This window comes from Actinospica acidithermotolerans, assembly GCF_018139625.1.
In the GTDB taxonomy this organism is placed as follows: Bacteria; Actinomycetota; Actinomycetes; order Streptomycetales; family Catenulisporaceae; genus Actinospica; species Actinospica acidithermotolerans.
In genome coordinates, this window is record NZ_JAGSOH010000020.1 from 56,831 (window position 1) to 76,895 (window position 20,065).

The following is a 20,065-nucleotide window of genomic DNA, read 5'->3' on the forward strand; positions in this document are numbered from 1 at the left end:
TTTAGTCATCCATGTAGGCGGTCGTGAAGTCTCCCTGTCGGTGGCCAGCGGATCTCCGCGTGCGTGGCCAGGCGTCTTGGTCGGGTCGCCCAGGGGGATTGCACCCCTGGGCTCCCACGGAACCGTACGTAAGCCTCTCGGCTTATACGGCTCTTGTCGTCCTGGTCACCGCGCCTGCCGGTGGAGCCCAGGTCCAGTGCGCGAAGTACCGGGGTTGTCGGGCATAGCCGTCGATCATGCGGCGGCACGCCTGCCTGACGCCGATGCGGTACTTCTTCCTGATCCACCGCATCAACCTGTAGTTGATGCGGCCGAACAGCGGGTAAAGCGCCGAGCGGTAGAAGCGACCGTAGTACGCCATCCAGCCCCTGAGCACCGGATTGATGATCCGGGCCAGGTCGGCGGTGTCACTGCCGGTACGCCGGTGCAGTCTCCAACCCCGCACCGTCTCGCCCATGCGTTTCAGGGCGGCTTTGCTCACGGCCGGGGCGAACGAGGTGAACCGCACCCCGTTGCTGTTCTTGGCGGCTCTGGGCCGGAAGGTGAACCCCAGGAACGTGAACTCGATCTCCGGGAACTCCTCCCGGCGGTTGCTGTCCTTGCAGTACACGATCCTGGTCTTGTCCGGATGCAGTTCCAGACCGACCTCGGCCATCCTGGAGCGTAAAGCGGCCAGGACCTCCCGCGCCTGCGCCAGCGTGCGGCAGTGGATCACCGCGTCGTCGGCGTAGCGCTCGAACGGGCAGCCCGGATGTTCCCGGGACATCCACGCATCGAACGCGTAGTGCAGGAACAGGTTCGCCAAGACGGGCGAGACCGCAGAGCCCTGCGGCGTGCCCTCCGTCCGCTCTGTCGTGGACCCGTCGGGCAGGCGCAGCCCAGCGGCCAGCCACCGCTTGACGTACAGCACCACCCAACCGGCGTCGGTGTGTGCCTCGACGGCCTTCACGACCTTCTCCCACGGCACGGTGTCGAAGAAGCGCCGGATATCGAACTCGACCACCCAGTCGTACTTCCAGCACCGTTGCCGACAAGACGCGACCGCGTCCAGCGCCGATCTTTCCGGCCGGTATCCGTAGGAGTCCGGATGGAACACCGGTTCCACCCGTTCCATCAGATGCGCGGCCACCACCGTCTGCGCGACCCGATCAGCGACGGTGGGCACGCCCAAGATCCTCGTGCCACCGTGCGCTTTCGGGATCGCCACCGCTTTGACGTCCGGCGGGAAGTAGGTGCCCGAGGCCATCCGGTTCCAGACCTTGTACAGGTTGTTCTTCAGGTCCTTCTCGAACACCTCGATCGACACTCCGTCCACCCCGGACGCGCCCTTGTTCCCCTTCACCTTCACCCAGGCCTCCCACACCTCCGACTTAGAGATGTCGAACGGCTTGGCCGATGCTTTCAACCCATCCATCAAGCTCCTCCCGGACACTTCCCCGGTTGACACGACGAACAAGGTCACGAACGACCCGGCCCCTTCGCTCCGCCCCCATTACAGGAGCTTCACCGCTACTACAGGCCGGTCCGCCGGCGCGCTGCGCGACGGTACTCTGACGCCCGGCCGGAGGCTGCCCCCGGATCTCGCGGACTCTCCCTGTCACCCCGGGCCGCTGAGCACCGAGGCGGTGTCGCAACACGCCTTCTCCTGTTCCACACGGACGCCGCAGACCGGGCTCACGCCGCCTCTACACCGGACACCACCTGGCCAGAAAGGCGGAGCACCCGCCAGGCTCATCCCGGGGCACAAAACAGACCCCGGTTTCGATGCCGTCTTATCAATTTCGGCGCTTGATCAGCGGTTCGCTCTCGCTCGCCTTCCCGATCCCCACCTGACGCATCACGTGCGCCTTTTCCCCGACCGCTCACCACGACGGTCTTCAGCCAACGCAGCGCGGGGCGGTTTGAAGCCTCCCACCGCCGGGCGACTCCGAGGGGCCACAAAACCCTCATCATCCGTGCAGCACCGAGACGGAAACGATCTACTGCATGACCACTTCCTCTCGTTCAGGACGCACGTTCTGGCGCTGATCTTGTGGTCGGCGCGGTCGTTGATCTTGCGCTGTGTCTGGGAGGATCGCGCGGTGCTTATCACAGAGTACTGATGAATTGCTCCCGCACCTGGCTGGCGTGGTGGTGGAGCGCGTCGAGCGGTGCGAGAAAGCGGTGGTGCTCGTTGCGCGGGCCCGTGGCGAGACTGCGGCGTGTCCGACCTGCGGTGTTGTCGGCCATCGGGTTCACGCTCGATACGAGCGTTCGCTGCGCGATCTCGCCCTCGGCGGGATCGCCGCGACGCTGCGGCTGACGATCCGTCGGTTCTTGTGCTCGAACCCGGAGTGTCCAGCAGTCACGTTCGCCGAGCAGATACCGGGGCTGACCAGCCCGCACGCCCGGTTCACGCCGCCGCTCTCAGCCCAGCTCACGGCCCTCGGGCTGGCGTTGGCCGGCAGGGCCGGGTCCAGGCTCGCCGCGCAGCTCGGCATCACCGTCGGCCGCGACACCCTGCTGCGCCGGGTCCGCGCCCTGCCGGACCTCCCCGTCCCGACCGGTCCGCAGGTGCTCGGGATCGACGATTTCGCCCTACGCAGGGGAAGGGTCTACGGGACCGTGCTGGTCGATGTCACGACTGGTCGGCCGGTGGACCTGCTGCCGGAGCGCACCGCCGAACCGGTGAAGGCCTGGCTGCTGGCGCATCCCGGCGTCCAGGTCGTGTGTCGCGACCGGGCAGGGGCCTATGCCGAGGCGGCCCGCGACGGCGCGCAGGGCGCGATACAGGTCGCCGACCGGTGGCATCTGTGGTCGAATCTGTGCGACGTCGTGGAGAAGAGCGTGGGCCGGCACCGCGGCTGCCTGCGGGAACCGGCCCCGGAAGCGGCCGCGACGCCGATCGAGGTCGCGCCGAAGCCCTCCCGGCTGGCCGAGCGCACCGTCGAACGCCACCGCGTGGTCCACGAGATGCTGGCCAAGGGAGCCAGCCCGACCGTGATCCAGCGACGGACCGGATGGGACCCCAAGACGGTGCGCCGCTACGCCGACGCAGCCGACCCGACCCAGCTCATGGGCGGCGTCACCAAGCCGAGCCTGCTCGACGAGTTCAAGCCGTTCGTCATCGAGCGCTGGAACGACGGCGTCATCGACGCCGTGTCCATCACCGCCGAGCTGCGCGAGCTGGGCTACAGCGGCAGCGAGCGCACGGTCCGTCGATTCCTGGCGCCCTACCGCAAGCAGGACGCGAAGATCCCGTCCGCCGCCGCGGCGCCCAGCGTCCGCGAGGCCACCACCTGGCTCACCCAGCACCCCGAGCGCCTCGGCGAGGATGACGCCCAGCGTCTCAAGGCCGTGCTGACCCGCTGCCCCGAACTCGAGGACCTCTCCGCGATCGTCCGCGACTTCGCGAAGATGATGGCCAACCTCGACGGACACCTGCTCGACGACTGGCTCGCCGCCATCAACACCGACGACCTGCCCGACCTGCTGCCCTTTATCCGAGGCATCCGCCACGACCACGCCGCCGTCACCGCCGGACTCAGCACCCCGTTCAACTCAGGAGTCGTAGAAGGCCACGTCAACCGTATCAAAATGTTGAAAAGGCAGATGTTCGGGCGCGCCAACTTCGACCTTCTGCGACTCCGCGTCCTCTACAGCACGTGATCAACAACCATGCCGACCACAAGATCAGCGCCAGAACCAGATCACATGGCCATCAGCAAGGACCGAACTGTCCGCCTACACGGAGTCTGCCGTGGCCGCCGACAAGCGGGTGCGGCGCAGCGCTAACTGCCGGCTCGAGGGCCTGTGTGAGGAGATTCAGTTACTACGCCCATTCGCCTCTGAGCCCGAAGCCGCGAAACTGGTCGAAGGGCTCGAGGCACGGATCGCGGTTCTGGAGCGCTCCGCGCGGCAACACGGGTTCGCGTTTCACAAGGCCGAGCGGATGAAGCCGGCCTACCTCGGCGAGCGGCCCCCTGCGGCTACGACACTGATCGGCCAGTGCGCGCTCGAAACCGAGCCACGGCTCGGCTCAAGTCTCTACCGCGTTATGAGCGGAGTCTCGCACGCCAAGGCGCACGGGCTCACACGACTCACCCGGCCGTCCAGCCAGGGAGTCCGGACCACGCAGGTGAATGTGGACGCTGGCATGTTGGCCCAGGACCTGTTCGGCGGCCCCCTGTGCGCGGCAACCATGGTCGAGCACCTCGTCGCCTTCCTCGGCTGGCACGAGGCGGGCATTAGCCCTGCCGTCGTCGCGATGCTCGAAGTCTGGGGGCGTATCAGCGGCACCGCACATCCCGGACCCGTGAGTACCGGGTAGCCCGAGTTAAAGCGCGACGCCAAGGTCGCCCACGAGCCTGCAGCAGGACACGCCAAGCCAGCTACTGGCAGGGATCTTGTGAATCCGGACGCAGCAGGGCAGCCCACACCGGCTGGCGACGAGTCCGGTCCCGATGCTCGCGCCGCACGCCAAAGGCCTCCAGGGCTGCAACGAGCAGAGCAGCGCCGCCATATTGGGCAGTGAGCGACGCGATCGCCCCGGCACGCCGATGCCAGAGGCGACCGCGGCACGGACATAGAGCCGGCGACGCACCAATCGCGGTTTGGGCGCCGACGCGGATGCCGGAGGATTACGTACTCCGTAGAGCGTGTCGTACCCCGCGGCTAGCGTGACCTCATGCCGCTGCGCACTCACTCAGAGATCATCACAGCGCTCGCCCAATACCGGGCCGCGGACGTCAAGGGCACCGTGGAAACCACGACGCTGGAATTCAAGCGCTGCCTGTATCCGCTGGATCAGGACAAGGGCAAGTTCGACCTGTGCCTGCACGTGGCCGCGATGGCGAATGCCTCCGGCGGCCTGATCATCTGCGGGTTCAAGGCCGACAAATCTCCAGCCGAGGCCAACGAGCAGGCCACCGAGATCACGCCGGTACCGCTCAGACTGCTGAACGGCCCTCGACACAAGGACGTGCTCGTGCAGTACGTCTGGCCTCACGTCCAAGTCGACTTCGAGTTCTACGCCTGTTCGCCGTAGGATCCGGAAAGCGGCTTCTTGGTCATCGAGGTCCAACCGCTGGCGCGGCACGAGCGGTACGCCATGGTCTGCAGGTTCCTCAACGCCGACGATCACCTCGACGAGGGCTTCGCCGTCCCGATCCGCCACGGCGACCGGACGACCTACCCATCCGCCGAGGAACTGCACCGCCTGATCACTGACGGGCGGCGGTTCCAGGACCTGCTGCCGACCACCTTCATCCGCCAACCCGTGTCAGCGGCTGCCACCCTCGACGACCGGCTCGAACAACTCCTCCGCCGTACCACCTGGAACGAGCAGGAACTACCCGTGCTGAGCTGGCAGAGCTCCCCCGAACAGCACGAAGGCCTGCTCGAGGACATGTATGACCGGAAAAACGGGGTATACGCGGCGCTCGATCGACCCGAGATCCTGCGCGAGAGCGGATTCAACTTCGAGATGCTCGGCGATCCGCCCCGCATCGACGACGGCGCCCTCGTCAAGCTCGAAGGGCGCAGGGCCATTCGAGTCGAGCCCAACGGAACCGTCACCGCAGCGGCGCTGGGCAGCAGCGACATGCTCGGCTGGGCATCACGCCCCCAGGGCACGATCCAGCGCCTGAACGTGATCGTTCTGACCGAGATGACCTTGGAGTACTACCGCCTGATCGACCAGCACATCATGCCCCGAGCACCTGGGCCCTGGCGCCACCGCATCCAGGCCCTGCGGTTCCAAGAACCCACCACCATCACGCTCGGCACCGGCGGCGGCAATCCCCAGTTCCCCTTCCACGGTGAAGCGCGCCAGGCCAGCGCCCAGAATTGGGACCGCTCATGGGTCGCCGCCGAAGACCCGGAACGCGACGCATACGAAGCGCTGGTCCGCATCTACGCGCTCTTCGGCCTGCCCGCCTGCGCCGACCCGTTCATCGACGGGAACCGGGTCAGTACCGAGGCGCTGCTCGCTTCCGTAGGCCGCTAAAACTCGCCTTCGGGAAACCCGCGGCTTCTCGCGCGATCATCTTGCCGCCGTCGACCCGCGCAGTCGGAAAGCCGGCGAGGCCATGTCTGAGAGCGCGGACGGGACCAGAGTGTGTTTACCGGCGAGGAGTGGGGTATTGCGGCGGATTACCTCAAAACCCTGCGGTACGGCCTGGCTGCGGCTAGGGTCGCTGCGACAGCTCGTCGGGCCATCGAATGAAGGGGAGCATCAAGCCGTGGTCGATTGTGGGACTGTCCGTTTCTTGCATAGCGCGGACTGGCAGCTGGGGATGACGCGGCGATGGCTGACGCCGCGCATCCAGGGCCGATACGACGACGCGCGTTTGGCCGCGGTGGCCGCGCTCGGCCGCGTCGCGCGGGAGCAGGGAGCCGAGTTCGTCGTGGTCGCCGGGGATGTGTTCGATCACGTCCAGGTCGAGCCGCGGACCGCCGCTAGCGCGCTGCGTGCGTTGGAGCAGATCGGCCTCGACGTTTTCCTGTTGCCCGGCAATCACGATCACCTCTCGGCCGCTGGGGTCTACAGTTCACGGTGGTTCGGTACGGACAAGCCGGGCAACGTCCACGTGCTCGGCGAATCGGGGATCCACGTGGTGCGCCCCGGCGTAGAACTGCTCGTAGCGCCGTGGAGTTCAAATCAGCCGCCGAGCCGTCAACTTGACCGCCTGGCGGCCGAGGCCGAGCCCATCACGGCGGGCGCAGTGCGGATCGGCGTGGGCCACGGCGGAATCGACCGACTCGTGCCGCAGGGCACCGAGGATCTACTACGGCTCGAACTGTTCGAGCAGGCGGTGCGGGAGCGGCGAATCGACCTGGTCTGTCTGGGCGACCGGCACTCGCTCACCAACGTCGGCGATACCGGCCGGATCTGGTACTCCGGCACGCCCGAGACCACCCGGCGCGACGAGGTCAAACCCGGATACGTCGCTGTCGTCGAGCTCACGCCCAACGACGCACCGAAGGTGACGCCGCACCGCGTCGGCACATGGACCATCAAAGAGCGCGAGTTCCCGATGAGCGACGCGGAGAGCGTCGCGCAGGTGTTGGCCTGGCTCGACGACTTCGAAGCACCTGAACGTACTGTCGCGAAGCCGATCCTCAAGGGCATGCTCTCACTGACCGAGCACAACCGGCTCACCGAGGAGATCGAGCGCCGCGCCCTGCTGTTCGCGGCTATCCCGAGCTCTGGCCGGACCGCGCTGCGTCCCCGGGCCGACGTGGCCGACTTCTCGGATCTCGACCTCACTGGCTTCGTCAAAGCGGCGGCCGAGGAGCTCGGCTCGATGGATACCACGGCGTCCGCGAACGCGCTGGCGCTGCTTGTTCGGCTGCAGGCGGAGGTGAACTGATGCGCCTGTACCGGATCCTGCTGGAGAATTACCGCGGAGTGCGGCGCAGCGAGGTCGTGTTCGACCCGACCGGTGTGACCGTCGTGCACGGCCCCAACGAGATCGGCAAGTCCTCGCTGATCGAGGCGCTGGACCTGATGCTGCGATTCCCGGCGACGACTTCGCACCGGGACGTGCAGGCGGTGCGGCCGAAGGGGCGCGCCGAGAACCCCGTCACCGAGATCGAGGTTGGCGCCGGGGATTACCGGCTGCGGTATCGCAAGATCTGGCGCAAGAACTATGGCAAGACCGAGTTGCACATCCTCGAGCCGTCCGCGAAGCAGGATCAACTCGAAAACCACGAGGCGCAGGCGAGGTTCGAGAAACTTCTCGCCGAGTGCGACGTGGATCTCGAACTGTGGAAGCTGCTGCGGGTGAGCCAGGACAAGCCGCTCGGCCGCGAGTCGAAGGAAGAGCCGCTGGGCCAGCCGACGACGTTCGCGGTGCGCCCGGCGGTGGCCGCCGCGTTGGGTACGGGGGCGAGGCGGCCGTCGGACGGTGGTGCGGAAGGTGGCGTCTCGACTGCGTTCTCCGGCCCGCAGGAGCGGTTGTTCATGGCCGTCGAGAGGGAGTATCTGCTCTACTACACTCCCAAGACCGGCGAGCCCACCGGCAAATACAGCCAGGCGATGAAGGAGCTTGCGGAGGCCAACAAGAAGGCGAGCGAAGCGGAGCAGGCCATGGTCGACGCACAGGGCATCCTCGCCGAGTATGGTCGGGTGAACTCGGAGCTCAAGGGTATCGAGGAAGAGCTCAACGCGCTGCGCGGGGACATCGACGGTCGCGAGCAACTGCTCGCCGAGGCGAAGCTGCTCGAGGAGCAGCTTCGCCAGCTCAAGACTCGACTGGAGGTGGCCACGCTCGTCGCCGACGCCGCGAACGAGCTGGCGCAGCGCCGTGCAGAGCTCGAAGATGAGCAAACCCGGTACGAGGATGCGAAGCAGAAGTGCACGACCGCCGAGAACGCGCACCAACAAAAGCGGAAGGCCGCGGACCGGCTCGAAGTGGTGAGCAGCCTGTTTGCCGACGCGCTCGCACTTGCGGAGAAGGACGTCGAGTGCCTGCGCAGTAAGGAGCTCCCGGCCCGACTCGAAGGTGCCGTGGCAGTGGCAGAGGCGGCACAGACGCGGATCGAGGCGGCTGACACCCAACTGGCCCGCAATAGCGTGGACAAGGACGCGCTGGTCGCGATCAGTGACGCGTTCAGCGCCTGGGACAAGGCTCTGAGTGCCTTGGAGGCCAACGCGGCGACGGTGCGGGTCGAGCGACTCAGCGACGCGGCGGTGACGGTGAATGGCCCCGGGGCGGCCGAGGGCAGCGAGGCGATACGCCTCGTGGACACAGTGACTCTCGAGGCGCCGGGCATTGTTCGGGTCGTGGTGGCGCCCGGGAGCGGCGAGCAGGCCCGGCGGGAGAAGGAGCGCAAGACGCGCGCCGCGTACGAGAAGGCGTGCCGCGAGGCCGGAGTCGCGGACGTTTCGGCGGCGCAGGCGATGGCCGATGAACACGACGCGGCCGTGGCGCAGCGGGAGATCGCCCTCGCGGAGCTGAACGCGTCGCTCAGCGGGGTTAAGAGCCACGGCAAGGACCTGGTCGCGATCCGTCAGCTTGCCGTGTCGCTGCGAGCGATGATCGCTGCGTACTTGGAACGGCGACCTGCTACGGCGGACACTCTGCCGGAGTCGATCGAGATTGCGCAAGAGAGACAGACAGAGGCTCAGGTTGCCGCCGCCGAACACGAAATCCGGCTCAAGACCGCGACCAACGAAGCGAACGCCACCGACAAGGCCCTCGCACTGAGTAGGGAGCGACTACGCGCCTTAGAGCGTTCACTGCCGCAGCTTGACCAGGCGGTCAAGCGCGCGCAGGCGAACATGGAACGCCTTCCGGCGCTGGAGTCCCCGGAGCGCCTGGAACAGACGAGATCGGAGCACGAGCGGGCTGAAGCACGACTGGCAGAGCTGAATCCGGATCAGCTGGCGTCGGTGCAGGAAAACAAGCGCAAGGTGCAGTTCCAGCTCCAGCAGGACGCGACGAGATTGCGGCTGCGCTCGGCGGAGCTTCGTGTGCTCATCGCCGAGTGCGGCGAGCGCGGGCCGGAGGAGGCTGCGGAGCGCGCAAGAGACCATGCCGCGCAGGCCCAGCACCAGTTCGACGTGCTCTGGGAGCGTGCCGAGGCGGCGAAGCTCCTGCGCGAGACGCTGACCAGGCATCGTTCCGAGCAGCGTGCGCGCTACGCCACGCCGTTTCGCGAGTTGGTCGAGAAGTACGCAGCGGCTGTATTCGGCAGCGCGGTGAACCTGCACGTCGGCGAGGATCTGACGATTGCCTCGAAGACCATCGGCGGCGCGACCGTCCCGTTCAACTCGCTCTCCACCGGGACAAGGGAACAGCTCGCGCTGCTCGGCCGAATCGCCTGTGCCCAGCTCATTGCCCCCGGCGCGGGCGGCGTGCCCCTAATCCTCGACGACACGCTCGGCCACAGCGACCGTCAGCGGATCGACCAGATCGCGGCGATCCTGGACCGAGTCTCCGGCACCGGAACGCAGGTGATCATCCTCACCCACGCTCCGGAGCGGTTCCGGATCGGGTCTGCGACCCGGGTAGACCTGGCTCTCCCATAGTCGCCGTTGGCAGGTCTCGTGAGGAGACAGCGTCCTCACGAAACCATGCCGGTTCGACCGAGACCGAAGGAGCGGATGACCGGAGCGGTCGGCCACCGTCCTGGGGGCCATCAGAGGTTTCTACCTGCTGCGCGGTCATGTCCGAGCGAAGACTGAGGCTGCCAAGGCCGGCCGCCCTGGCGGCAATGTCCCTCCGGTCGTGAAGGTCACCGGCAAGGGCTCCGGCCGGGTGAACTGTGCTCATCGCACGCCCGGCGCAGAAGCCTGGGATCTCCTACGGGCGTGACTCCAGTCCCGTCCGCGCGGCGGGGTCAGTTGAGAAGGCGTTCCGGAACGCCGTCAGGTTCGGCTGGCCTACCGTCGTGTCCAGGACGGCGAACACGATCCGGTCGAACACTCCCGCGAACTTGCCGCCACCGGTCAGGTTCCGTTGGAACGCTGCCGCGACTTGCGCTGGATTGTTGCGGAACACCCCGCACCCCCACGCGCCGAGGACCAGCGATTCGCATCCATGACGGGCGGCTACCGCCAACACGCGCGAAGCACGTTCGACGAGCAGCCCCGGCAGGGCCGCGACGTCGGCCGGCCTGTCGCGGGTGATGACGCCGGCGTTCGGAGCCGGGCTGGTCAAGAATGACACCTGGTACGGTGCGTCGAGCAGTCGGTATCGGGTATCCCGGTAGACCGGAACGTCCGGCGAGTAGATGACGCGGTGGCTGTAGGCCGGATCCCTCGACGCGCGGTGCGCAGCGTAGAAGTCCGGCGCCTGCGCGGTAGAGCGCTGACACCCGGCACAGGTCCTCCTCCTGTGCCCGGGCGCCGCGGAGATAGCCCCCGCCTGAATTGCGCGCCGAGGCGAAGTTCAGCACCGCGATCCGGTCCGCGCCCTCGACATAGAGGCGCCACGCGGCGTTCATGCTCGACTCGCCGGTGACCTCGATCCGCGTCTCCGCGACTCCCCGCACAGCGCCGCCCAGCAGCACGGCCAGATCCTCTGGGTGGTACGAGACCGTGCCCGAATACGCGGCGGCCACCAGGTCGCCGATCTGCACGACCGTGCCGCTCGGTGCGATGTACCAGCGGTCGGCGACGATCCTCTCGTTGGCCTCGGCGATTCCCCTATAGACACTCATCGACGCCCAATCCATATTCGTCACTATGACAATAAGGGGAGTGGGGCTCACAGGGAAGCGAATATTCGGGTGAGCAGCGACGCATCCCGCCTCAGATGAGGCCCGGAGCGGAGTCGAACCGCGTGCCGGACGTTTTGCAGACGTCCTCCCGACCGTCGGGATAAGGCTCCGGGCCATGCGCCTCGACAGGGCCGTGCGTGCGCTCGGAGGGATTCGAACCCTCAACCCCCGGCTCCTCAAGCCGGTCCGTCTTCCAGTTGCGGCACGAGCGCGTGCATGTGTTCTTCGATATCCGCCGTGGCGGCGTGCCCTCGGTGAGATTCGAACTCACACTGGCGGCGTCCTGAACGCCGTGCCTCTGCCGTTGGGCTACGAGGGCCGGGAATGCGAGAAGCCGCCCGATCCGGGATCGTTCCCGGTGGGCGGCTGGAGGTCCGTCGACGATGGACGGTCAGAGCACCGCGGCCTCCGGAAGCCCGAGCAGGGACAGGCAGCGAAGACAGCACAGTCGCGCAGTAACGCGGTTCATCTTCGGCCCCTCCTCGGGTTTCCGTGGGTTCGCTTCCGTCTACAAGCAAGTGTCCCGGCCCGGATACATCGTCGGCAAACGAATATCCGACCACACATAGCGCCGGAACCGCCCACTGCGGCAGTCCTCAGCTCAGGAGAGCACCAGGGAGGTGCCGAGTACTACTCAGTGCGAGCGGTGTCCTTGCACGACTTGATCGATGACGGCGGCGGCCCGCTGCGGGTGCTCACTCAACCACTCACCAACGCCCTCGTAAACGGCCTGTCGAACGCAGCCGCGCACTGCGGCATTACCGAGCACACCGCGCGTGGAGCCTGCGAACTCGGGCTGTTCCAGTTTCACCGACACGACCGCTGTCAGGCCCCCGCCGATCAGCTCGGTGCCGAGGTCTGGATCCGCCGCCGTCAGCAACCCGCGCTCGCGCGCGTATGCAGTGAGCGCTCCCGACAGCGCCTCGTGGAAGCCGGCCACGTGGGTGCCGCCGCCGGGTGTAGGTCGGCTGTTCGCGAAGCTCCGGCACCGTTCCGGGCCGGACGCACGCCACCGCAAGGCCACCTCTACCATCCCGGCCATCCGCGGGTCCTCCCGCTCGATCCACGGGACCTCCGGGTCAGCGGATGCGGATTCCTGCTCGTCGAGGAAGGCGACCATGTCTCGCGCGCCGCCTGCTGACCGCAACCGGATCGAGCATGGCTCACTGGTGCGGGTATCCGTGAGCGTGATCTCCAGATCCCGGTTCAAGAAGGCCAGTTCCCTGAAGCGCTCCGTCAGTTCGGTGAACGAGTACTCCGTCGTCTCGAAGATGCCGGCGTCCGGCCAGAAGCTGATGCTGGTCCCGGTGCCGTCGACCGGACCCGCGTTGGTCGGGGCGCCCGAGGCGACCCCACATGCGTACTCCTGGACCCGCCGGACTCCGTCGTACCAGACCTCGGCCACCAGTCGGCTCGAGAGAGCGTTGACGACGGCGAGCCCGATGCCGAGATGACCGACGAGCAAGGGGAACCGCGGGCCGATGCGGCCCTCGCGAATCATCAGCCGAGTCAGCACCGCATGCAGACCCGACCCACCCGCATCCTCGCCGTCCTCGAACGGGCAGCCGGGCCCGTCATCGGCGACTCGCACGCCGCCGTCGGGCAGGAGGGTGATCTCGACCCGACTGGCACGGCCGACCACGACCTCGTCCAGAGCCCTGCCCGCGGCCTCGAACACAAGCTGGTGCAGACCACGTTCACCGGTCGAGCCGATATACATCCCCGGCCGCTTCCGCACCGCCTCACGACCCTCCAACACCTGAATGTGACGAGCGTCGTACGTGATCGGTTTCTGGCTCACAATGTCCCCTCCGACGGCGTTGTGCAGACCGCCCGAATCTTACCCGAATTCCAGGAACACCGCAGGTCAGAGCCGCTTTGCCGAAGGCGGGAGCGGTGCCGTGAACGGCTATCCTGAAGTGGTCGAGCAGACGGCCGCGAACATGCCTCCGAACGCGTACGCGGCCCCACCGAGGGCGCCTATGCCGCCATTCTGGATAGTCCTGGACGCCCAAGTTTGTGGCCGCCTCGAACAAGCCCCGCAACGCCGCGCGCGTCTGCTTCAAACGCCTCGCATGCCGATTGTTCGAGTTCGGCCAAAGGGATCGGCCCACCCGGAACGGGGCGCTTCGGCGCGAAGATCCATAAGGCGCGCCGCAGGTTGAACCGGCAGCCTCTTCCGGAACGCGGAAGAGGCCACGGTCGAAGTGCTCGGCCGGGAGGAGCCCGGGTCCGTGGCCCAGTGGCGTGCTAGAAGACGTTCGTCTGGTCTTGCGCGCCTCTATCTGGAACCGGCGCTCGACCTCTGAGGCTGCCTCCAGCCCTTGGCCCGCGGACGGCGCGGAGCGCCGCTTCAGGCTAAGCTCTCTGATACGTCGATGAGGGGAGGACCTCGTGGTTCCTGGACTGGAACTGGTGGCGGGCTACCTGTGGGCATGGTTCGCAGGCAAGGCGAAGCGGGTCGGCAAGCTGGCCGACGACGAGGTCGATCGGGTCGTGACGGCCTTGATGGACCAGTTGCACGTCGCGATCACCGCGAAGCTGGCCGGTGATCCGGCGGTAAAAAAGCTGGAGAGCGAAGCCGCCGAGGGCGTGGAGAACGAGCGCACGCGGCGCCGGGTCACCGACGCGGTGGAGCAGGCGGCCGAGGACGACGAGGAGTTCGGTCAGCAACTGAGTACGCTCCTGACCGAGCTGACCGTCGCGGACACGGCGGGCAGTGCCCAGCCCGCGGCTCTGCACGCCGTGCGCACCGGGGCCGTGCGCCAGGCCGGCGGTGGCGTCAACGTGGCGAACACCGGAGTCGTGGGCGGAGACCTGAGCGCGGGCGGCCCGGGCCGCTGACGCATGACTGGCACGCCCTTCCAGCCGCCGCAACCGCGGCCCGGGAACACCGGGTGGATCTCGCAGCACGGCGGGATTAACGTCGCGAACAGCGGCCAGGTCGGCGGCGACTTCATTGTCACCCCCGTCCAGCCGAACGTGGTCGCCCGGCCCGAACCGGTGGCCTCGTATTACCTGGACCAAGTGGTGCGGCGCCAGATTGCGCCGAAGGTACTGCATGGCCGGGACGCCGAGCTCGCCGAACTGGCCCGGTTCTGCACGGATGGCGATCCGGGCGCCGCCTCCTACGCGTGGTGGCGCGGGCCGGCGTGGTCGGGTAAGTCGGCGCTGCTGTCGTGGTTCGTGCTGCATCCGCCGCCCGGAGTATGTGTGGTGGCGTTCTTTCTCCGCGCGCACGTCCCCCATCAGCGCGACTGGATCGCTTTCTCCGACAGCCTGCTGCGACAGTTGGCCGCTCTGCTGGCGAAACCGATGCCTACCGGCCTGACCGACGCGACCCGGGAGGAGGGGCTGCTGGCGCTCTTGGAGGAGGCAGCCGAGACCTGCTGGCGGCGCGGCGAGCGCCTGGTGCTGGCGGTGGACGCGCTGGACGAGGACCTGGGCGGCTACAGCGTGGCGCGGCTGTTGCCAGCCGAGCTGCCGGCCGGGATGCGCACAATCGTGACCAGCCGCGACCATCCGCCGTTGCGACAGGACGTGCTGGAGGAGGGGCATCCCCTCGGCAATGAGGCCGTCGTGCGCGTGCTGGGCGCATCCGAGCACGCCAGGATGGTACGCACGCACGCCGAAGCGGAGATCACCCGCCTGGCCTCCGGCTCAGACCTGGAAAGGCTCCTGCTCGGGTTGGTGACCGCCGCCCGTGGCGGTCTGAGTGAAGCGGATCTGGCCTACCTGGCGGACTGTACGGAGTTCGAGGTCGAGAGGCAGCTCAGAGGAGTCACCGGGCGCACGTTCACCACGCAGTCCAGTTACTACCGGCCCGACGACGGTCCCCGCGTATACGTGCTCGCACACCGGGACCTGCAGGCCATGGCCGAGCACAGCCTGCGCGGAGCGCCGTTGCAGGACGCGTGCCGGCGCTTGCACGCGTGGTCGGACTCCTTCCGGGGCAAGGGCTGTCCGGTGGACACACCGGAGTATCTACTGCGCGGCTACTTCGACATGCTGCAAGAGGCCGGCGACATCGAGCGCATGGTCGCCTGCGCCACCGACCCCGCCCGCCAATACCGGATGCTGGACGTCACCGGAGGGGACACCGCCGCGCTGGCGCAGATCACAGCCGCGCAGCGGGCCGTCCTCGCCCAGGACGATCCAGATCTGCTCGCCATGACCCGGCTGTCCATTCACCGCAATGCCTTGACGCGTCGCAATGAGCTGCTTTCCGAGCGGCTGCCCCTGGTCTGGGCGAGGCTGGGCAACCGGATCCGGGCCGAATCGTTGGCGCGTTCGATCACCGAACCCGGCAGGAGGGGCTTCGCACTGAGCCAGTTGGCGATGTGGGCGGCCGGGATCGGCGACATCGACCGCGCTGAGGTCCTGGCCAACGACGTAACCTTCCCGGAATGGCAGACCGAGGCGCTCACGGTCATTGCGCGGGCGGCCGCGGACCGAGGCGATACCGCCCGAGCGCTCGAACTGGTCCGCCGAGCTGAGCCGATGGCCGCGTGTGTGAGCGATCCGAGTCGCCAAGCGCAGGCGTCGACTGAGCTCGCGTTTGCTCTCGCGAAGGCCGGCGACGTGGGCCGGGCCGAGAGGATCATCGGCGCCATCGGTGATCGAGGGGCACGCCACCAGGCGGCGGCTGCCTTGGCTGAGGCCGTCGCCGCAAGCGGCGACATCGGCAGTGCACGGATCATCGCCGGGGCTCTCGACGACCAGGCCGCACGCGCCGGAGCCTTCGCGAGGATCGCGACCGTGCTGGCGCGGTCGGGCGACCTTGAAGGCGTCCGGTGCGTCGCCGACGCGATCGACGACCCGGCATGGCAGGCTCAGACGCTGCTCTGGGCGGCGGGGACGGCCGCGGCGGGCGGTGACCTCGAGGGCGGCGAATCCATCAGCGGCCTGATCACCGAACCGGAATCGCGGTCGGCGGCGCTTATCGGAGTGGCGTCGCACCTGATAGTAAAGGGCGAACACGCGAGGGCGAGAGAGCTGGCGCGACGGGCGGAATCCGTCATCGCCACGCTGTCGGATCCGATGCGGCAGTGGCAGGGGTCGACCCAGATGTCGATCCTGTTCGCTCAGGCGGGGGATATCGATCGAGCCGAGGCCATCGCCCGTTCGCGCACAGATCCCGCCCAGTACATGTGGGGCGCCAGGAAGGTGGCGCGGGCCATCGCCGCGCTGGATGTCGACCGCGCTGAGGCTCTGGCGGACGCCGTCGCCCAACCGTTCGGCCGAGCCGCGGTGCTGCTCGAGGTGGCGGCCGGTGCATCGGACAAAGGTGCGCATTCGCGAGCGATAGCCGTACTGCGCCGCGCGGAAGCCGCCGCGGGCATCGACGACATCGCTGACCCTGAGGCCCGCGCGACATTTACCTCCGCGCTAGTGCGCGGTGCCGCCGCGAACGGCGACATCGCATACTGCGACGCTCTCGTCGCGACCATGGACGACCGCAAGCGGGCCGCCAAAGTGCTGAACGAATCGGTCTTACAGGCCGCCAGAGCCGGGAACGCGGAGATCGTAACTGGCATCACCCGGTCCGCGATGTTCATCCGGCACACGTCGCTGCACAACCGATCCTGGGTGCTGGCCGATGCGGCCGAAGCGGCCGCCGGCGCCGGCGAACTGGACGCCGCGGAGGCGATCGCCCGCTCCATCGTCGACCCGGAAGTCCTGGCCGGGCGGCTAAACACCATGGCCGAGTCGAGCCAAGTCAAGGCGATGGCGACCGTCGCGGACGCGGCCGCGCAGGCCGGCGAGTACGAGCGTGCGACAAAGCTGGCCGTCGACGCGGAGAACCTGGCGTACGCGTCCGTCGCACCGCAGGTCAAGCAGTGGGCGCTCGAGGCGATCGCGACCGCCGTGGCCATGGCAGGCGACATCGACGCCGCGGTCGCGCTCGCCCTGGAGCTGAACGCGCCGGAGGCGCAGCAGGAGAAACTTGCGGTCATCTCCGAGATCGCCGCTGACGCGGGCAACACCGACACTGCCGAGAACATCGCCGCCACGATTTCCGATCCGTGGAACCAGGCACGGGCCGTGGCCGGGGCTAGCCGGGCGGCTTTCCGGGCCGGAGACCAGGCGCGCGCCGCCGCGCTGGCGCAGCAAGCCGAAAGCATCGCGCTCTCGATCACCGAGCCTTACCAACGGATCGGCATCCTGGCGGGGATGGCCGTGTGCGCGGGTGTTGAAGGCGACGACACACATGCGCGTACCTGGGCCGATCATGCCGACGCGCAAGCGCAGTCGCTGCCGGACACCCCCGGCAAGTCGGCGATGCTGGTTGACGCGGTCAAAGCGGTCGCAGCAGCCGGTGACGTCGAGCGGGCGCAAACCATCGCCGTGCAGATCGATGACCCGTATTACGAGGCGGAAGCGCTGTCGTGGGTGGCTCACCTGGCCGCACGGGCCGGCGACCTCCACCTTGCCGAGGCCGTCGCGAATACTGTCACCCAGCCGGCAGTGCGGGCCGAAGCGTTGGCCAAGGCAGCGATAGAGGCGGCAAGGAAAGCCGGGGATCACCCGAGCGCCTTCAGGCTTGCCGAGCGCGCGGAAGCCGTCGCGAGCGCGATAAGCGAGGAACGCGCTCGTGAGCGTGCCTTGGAGAAGTCGCGGACCGCAGCGGTGATCGCGGCGGTTTTGGCCGGCGAGATCGAGCGCGCGGAAACCGTCGCAGCCGCGTACCAGGAGCCGCGGGCAGGGACACGCCTTTTCACCGCGCTGGCCTCGGTGGCCCCGCCGCTTCCGGCGCGCCGTGCCATGGCACGGGCGCTCGCTCACGGCGGCGCGTGGGCGACGCTGCTGACGACGCTGGCCAAGATCGACCCGGCTACGGTGCGCGCGATCGTTGACGAATTCATCACGGTGCTTGGTCCCGCAGGCGCTAGACGCGGATAAGCGGATAAGCAGTCATCGGGCGACCCTGCGTGCACGGACACGGGTGCGGGCCGCATGGCGAGACCGGTCTGGCCGCGGCGAACCACACAGGCTGGCGACTCGTCGTCGGCATCACGGGCTGGAACAGCCCACGGCCGTGGTCGCCGATGCCGCACCGCCGACGGTGAACCCGAAGAAGATTCGGAACGAGTTGCGCCCTGTCGAGTGGAATTGAACAGCTGGCCTCTTCCGGAACGCGCAAGAGGCCAGGGCGCGGAACACGGAAGAGTTCACCGACTCCACACCAGGCAGAACACTCCGCACTGCGCTGACCCACCGTCAGATGAGCGAAGGTTTCGCCCTCTCGGGCGGGGAGCATGTTCCCCGCCTGCTCCCCATTCCACTCCCCCGCGGCTCCACCTCGGCGGAACCGTGCCCGTCCGTGACCGCGCCTCGCGCAACGCGGACGATCGAGTACATCGGTGCAGGTAGAGGCGCTATGAAATCGGCCTCGAGGAAGTCTGGGACTCCAGGCAGCTTCCAATCGAAGGGCGGACGCCTGCGGGAAAGAGCTGACACTGACAGGGCGTCAGAGTAAGATGCCCGTTGGAGAAGAGTTCAGGATCTGCGCGTCCCGGACAGGGGGCGCCAGAGGGAGCGGAGCCGGGGAGCGGCGATGTCCTCAACCGCGCGGAGCTGCGCTGAACTGTAAATCTCACGAGCCATCAGATCGGAGAAAGCGCAGGTCAGCGGGGCGCAGCGATTTCTCTCGATCGCAGAATAAGAGGAGACCTCCGTACTGACACGGAAGAGGTCACTGGTTCAATCCCAGTATCGTCCACTGTAACCGCAGGTCAGGGCGTTTTTGACGGCCAGTCGGACACCCTCCGTTACCGTGGGAACACGCATCGGCACGTTCCCAATCGCTGCAAAGTAGGGCATATCGGCGCCCGGGGAGGGCCTCCGAGACCGCTCTGGGAGAAGTGCTCTCGACGGAAGCGGTCATGGCGGAAGAGGTCTCCGCTTGAGCCCTTTCCCCAATGATCTCTTCCCGCTGAGCGGAAGAGGTCTCCCGGTGAGCTCATTTCGGTGTTCGCGCAGCTCGACGCGGGTGCGCCGTGCTTCTCGGCTCGAGCCGTTCCCCAGGAGGCGGCCGGTGAGCACTTCTGCGGACGAAGTCGTCAGGAAGAGCTCGGCGGCGGCACTGTCGCGCGACGAGGCCGTCAACGTGGCGCAACGGCTGCCAACTGCGGTACCCGGCCGCGCGCGATGAGCACTTTTCCGCAATGAACCAGGATGCTGACTCATGTCAGCATCCTGATGTCAGTTTCGGTGACGGCCGGTCGCCGGGTTATCGGCCGCGCGCGGCTGCATGCGTCGGCCGAGGTCCACGGCCTGCATGCGGAGGTCGGCCGTCGCGGCCAGTGTGCCCGCTCGGGCCTTTGCCGATGCGCGCGTGCAGGTGGGTCGCTCCGGCCACGATGGGCGCCGCTGACCCCGTCGCCGTACTGCCACGCGACGCGTTCGCGCTCGCTTGCCAGCGTGCCTCAAGGTCCCGCATCAGTTCCCGGACCATCAACGCGGTGGGGTGTTCCTAGCGGCCCTGAACTCCGCGCGGACTGTGACCCATCCGGTCATCCTGCAGCGACGGCGGGGTGCGGTGCCCGGCCATCCACGTCTTATGCGTGTGCCGAAGCCCGTGGAACGTCATCGACCCAGCACCGGCGCCCGCCGCCCGGGATCCGCGTGCCCCGGGTCCCCGGCGAGCGCCGGCAGCCACACCTGCTTGCGGAACACCGACCGGCGCAGCCAGCCACCGCGCTCCCCGGTGAACAGATACGGGTACGGATGCTCCTCGAGATGCTCGGCCAGCAGAGTCGCGAGGAACGGCGGCAGGTGCACCCGCCGCTCTCCCGCCCCCGTCTTCGGTGCCCCGATCTCCATCCGCCCCGCTATCTCGTGCAGCGCCCCGACT

General features: G+C 67.8%; 10 protein-coding genes, 2 tRNA genes and 2 pseudogenes. 8 read left to right on the top strand and 6 right to left on the bottom strand.

Going from position 1 to position 20,065, the window contains the following annotated elements:
• Positions 1-142: 142 nt before the first annotated feature.
• Entirely contained in the window at positions 143-1,414 is a 1,272-nt protein-coding gene (gene ltrA, locus KDK95_RS10015; RefSeq protein WP_372463297.1) for a group II intron reverse transcriptase/maturase, read from the bottom strand.
• A gap of 647 nt (positions 1,415-2,061) precedes the next feature.
• Here ltrA and KDK95_RS10020 point away from each other — a divergent pair.
• The 6 genes from KDK95_RS10020 (at position 2,062) to KDK95_RS10045 (ending at position 10,015) form a co-directional block, all read left to right on the top strand.
• Positions 2,062-3,648 carry an ISL3 family transposase gene (locus tag KDK95_RS10020; RefSeq protein WP_212517793.1) on the top strand — a complete coding sequence of 529 codons (1,587 nt, stop codon included), beginning with the start codon at positions 2,062-2,064 and terminating at the stop codon, positions 3,646-3,648.
• Between the two features lie 91 nt (positions 3,649-3,739).
• On the top strand, positions 3,740-4,309 hold the full coding sequence (locus KDK95_RS10025; RefSeq protein WP_212517794.1) for a hypothetical protein: 570 nt from the start codon (positions 3,740-3,742) through the stop codon (positions 4,307-4,309).
• 357 nt (positions 4,310-4,666) lie between these two features.
• Positions 4,667-5,026, top strand: a complete 360-nt coding sequence (locus KDK95_RS10030; protein WP_212517795.1) for an RNA-binding domain-containing protein — start codon at positions 4,667-4,669, stop codon at positions 5,024-5,026.
• Positions 5,027-5,044: 18 nt separating this feature from the next.
• On the top strand, positions 5,045-5,986 hold the full coding sequence (locus KDK95_RS10035; RefSeq protein ID WP_212517796.1) for a hypothetical protein: 942 nt from the start codon (positions 5,045-5,047) through the stop codon (positions 5,984-5,986).
• A gap of 136 nt (positions 5,987-6,122) precedes the next feature.
• Positions 6,123-7,352 carry a metallophosphoesterase family protein gene (locus KDK95_RS10040; RefSeq protein ID WP_212517797.1) on the top strand — a complete coding sequence of 410 codons (1,230 nt, stop codon included), beginning with the start codon at positions 6,123-6,125 and terminating at the stop codon, positions 7,350-7,352.
• Complete coding sequence (locus tag KDK95_RS10045) at positions 7,352-10,015, top strand: AAA family ATPase (RefSeq protein ID WP_212517798.1); 2,664 nt, start codon at positions 7,352-7,354, stop codon at positions 10,013-10,015. Before KDK95_RS10040 ends, KDK95_RS10045 begins: the two co-directional genes overlap by 1 nt.
• 274 nt (positions 10,016-10,289) lie before the next feature.
• Here KDK95_RS10045 and KDK95_RS10050 read toward each other — a convergent pair.
• The 4 genes and pseudogenes from KDK95_RS10050 to KDK95_RS10065 form a co-directional block, all read right to left on the bottom strand.
• Positions 10,290-11,148, bottom strand: a pseudogene (locus KDK95_RS10050) (TIGR02452 family protein).
• Between the two features lie 198 nt (positions 11,149-11,346).
• Positions 11,347-11,420 (bottom strand) — tRNA-Leu (locus tag KDK95_RS10055).
• 34 nt (positions 11,421-11,454) lie between these two features.
• Positions 11,455-11,527: transfer RNA gene (locus KDK95_RS10060), tRNA-Leu, on the bottom strand.
• Between the two features lie 315 nt (positions 11,528-11,842).
• A complete protein-coding gene (locus tag KDK95_RS10065; protein ID WP_212517799.1) occupies positions 11,843-13,009 on the bottom strand; it encodes an ATP-binding protein in 1,167 nt (388 codons plus the stop codon).
• 593 nt (positions 13,010-13,602) lie between these two features.
• Here KDK95_RS10065 and KDK95_RS10070 point away from each other — a divergent pair.
• Both KDK95_RS10070 and KDK95_RS10075 read left to right on the top strand, forming a co-directional pair.
• Positions 13,603-14,052 (top strand): hypothetical protein, encoded by a 450-nt coding sequence (locus KDK95_RS10070; RefSeq protein ID WP_212517800.1) that lies wholly within the window; start codon positions 13,603-13,605, stop codon positions 14,050-14,052.
• Between the two features lie 3 nt (positions 14,053-14,055).
• Positions 14,056-18,111: a hypothetical protein gene (locus KDK95_RS10075; RefSeq protein WP_212517801.1), complete on the top strand. Its 4,056-nt coding sequence runs from the start codon at positions 14,056-14,058 to the stop codon at positions 18,109-18,111.
• Between the two features lie 1,686 nt (positions 18,112-19,797).
• Here the strand turns inward: KDK95_RS10075 and KDK95_RS10080 are convergent.
• Positions 19,798-20,065: pseudogene (locus KDK95_RS10080) on the bottom strand (hypothetical protein); the annotation flags it as partial.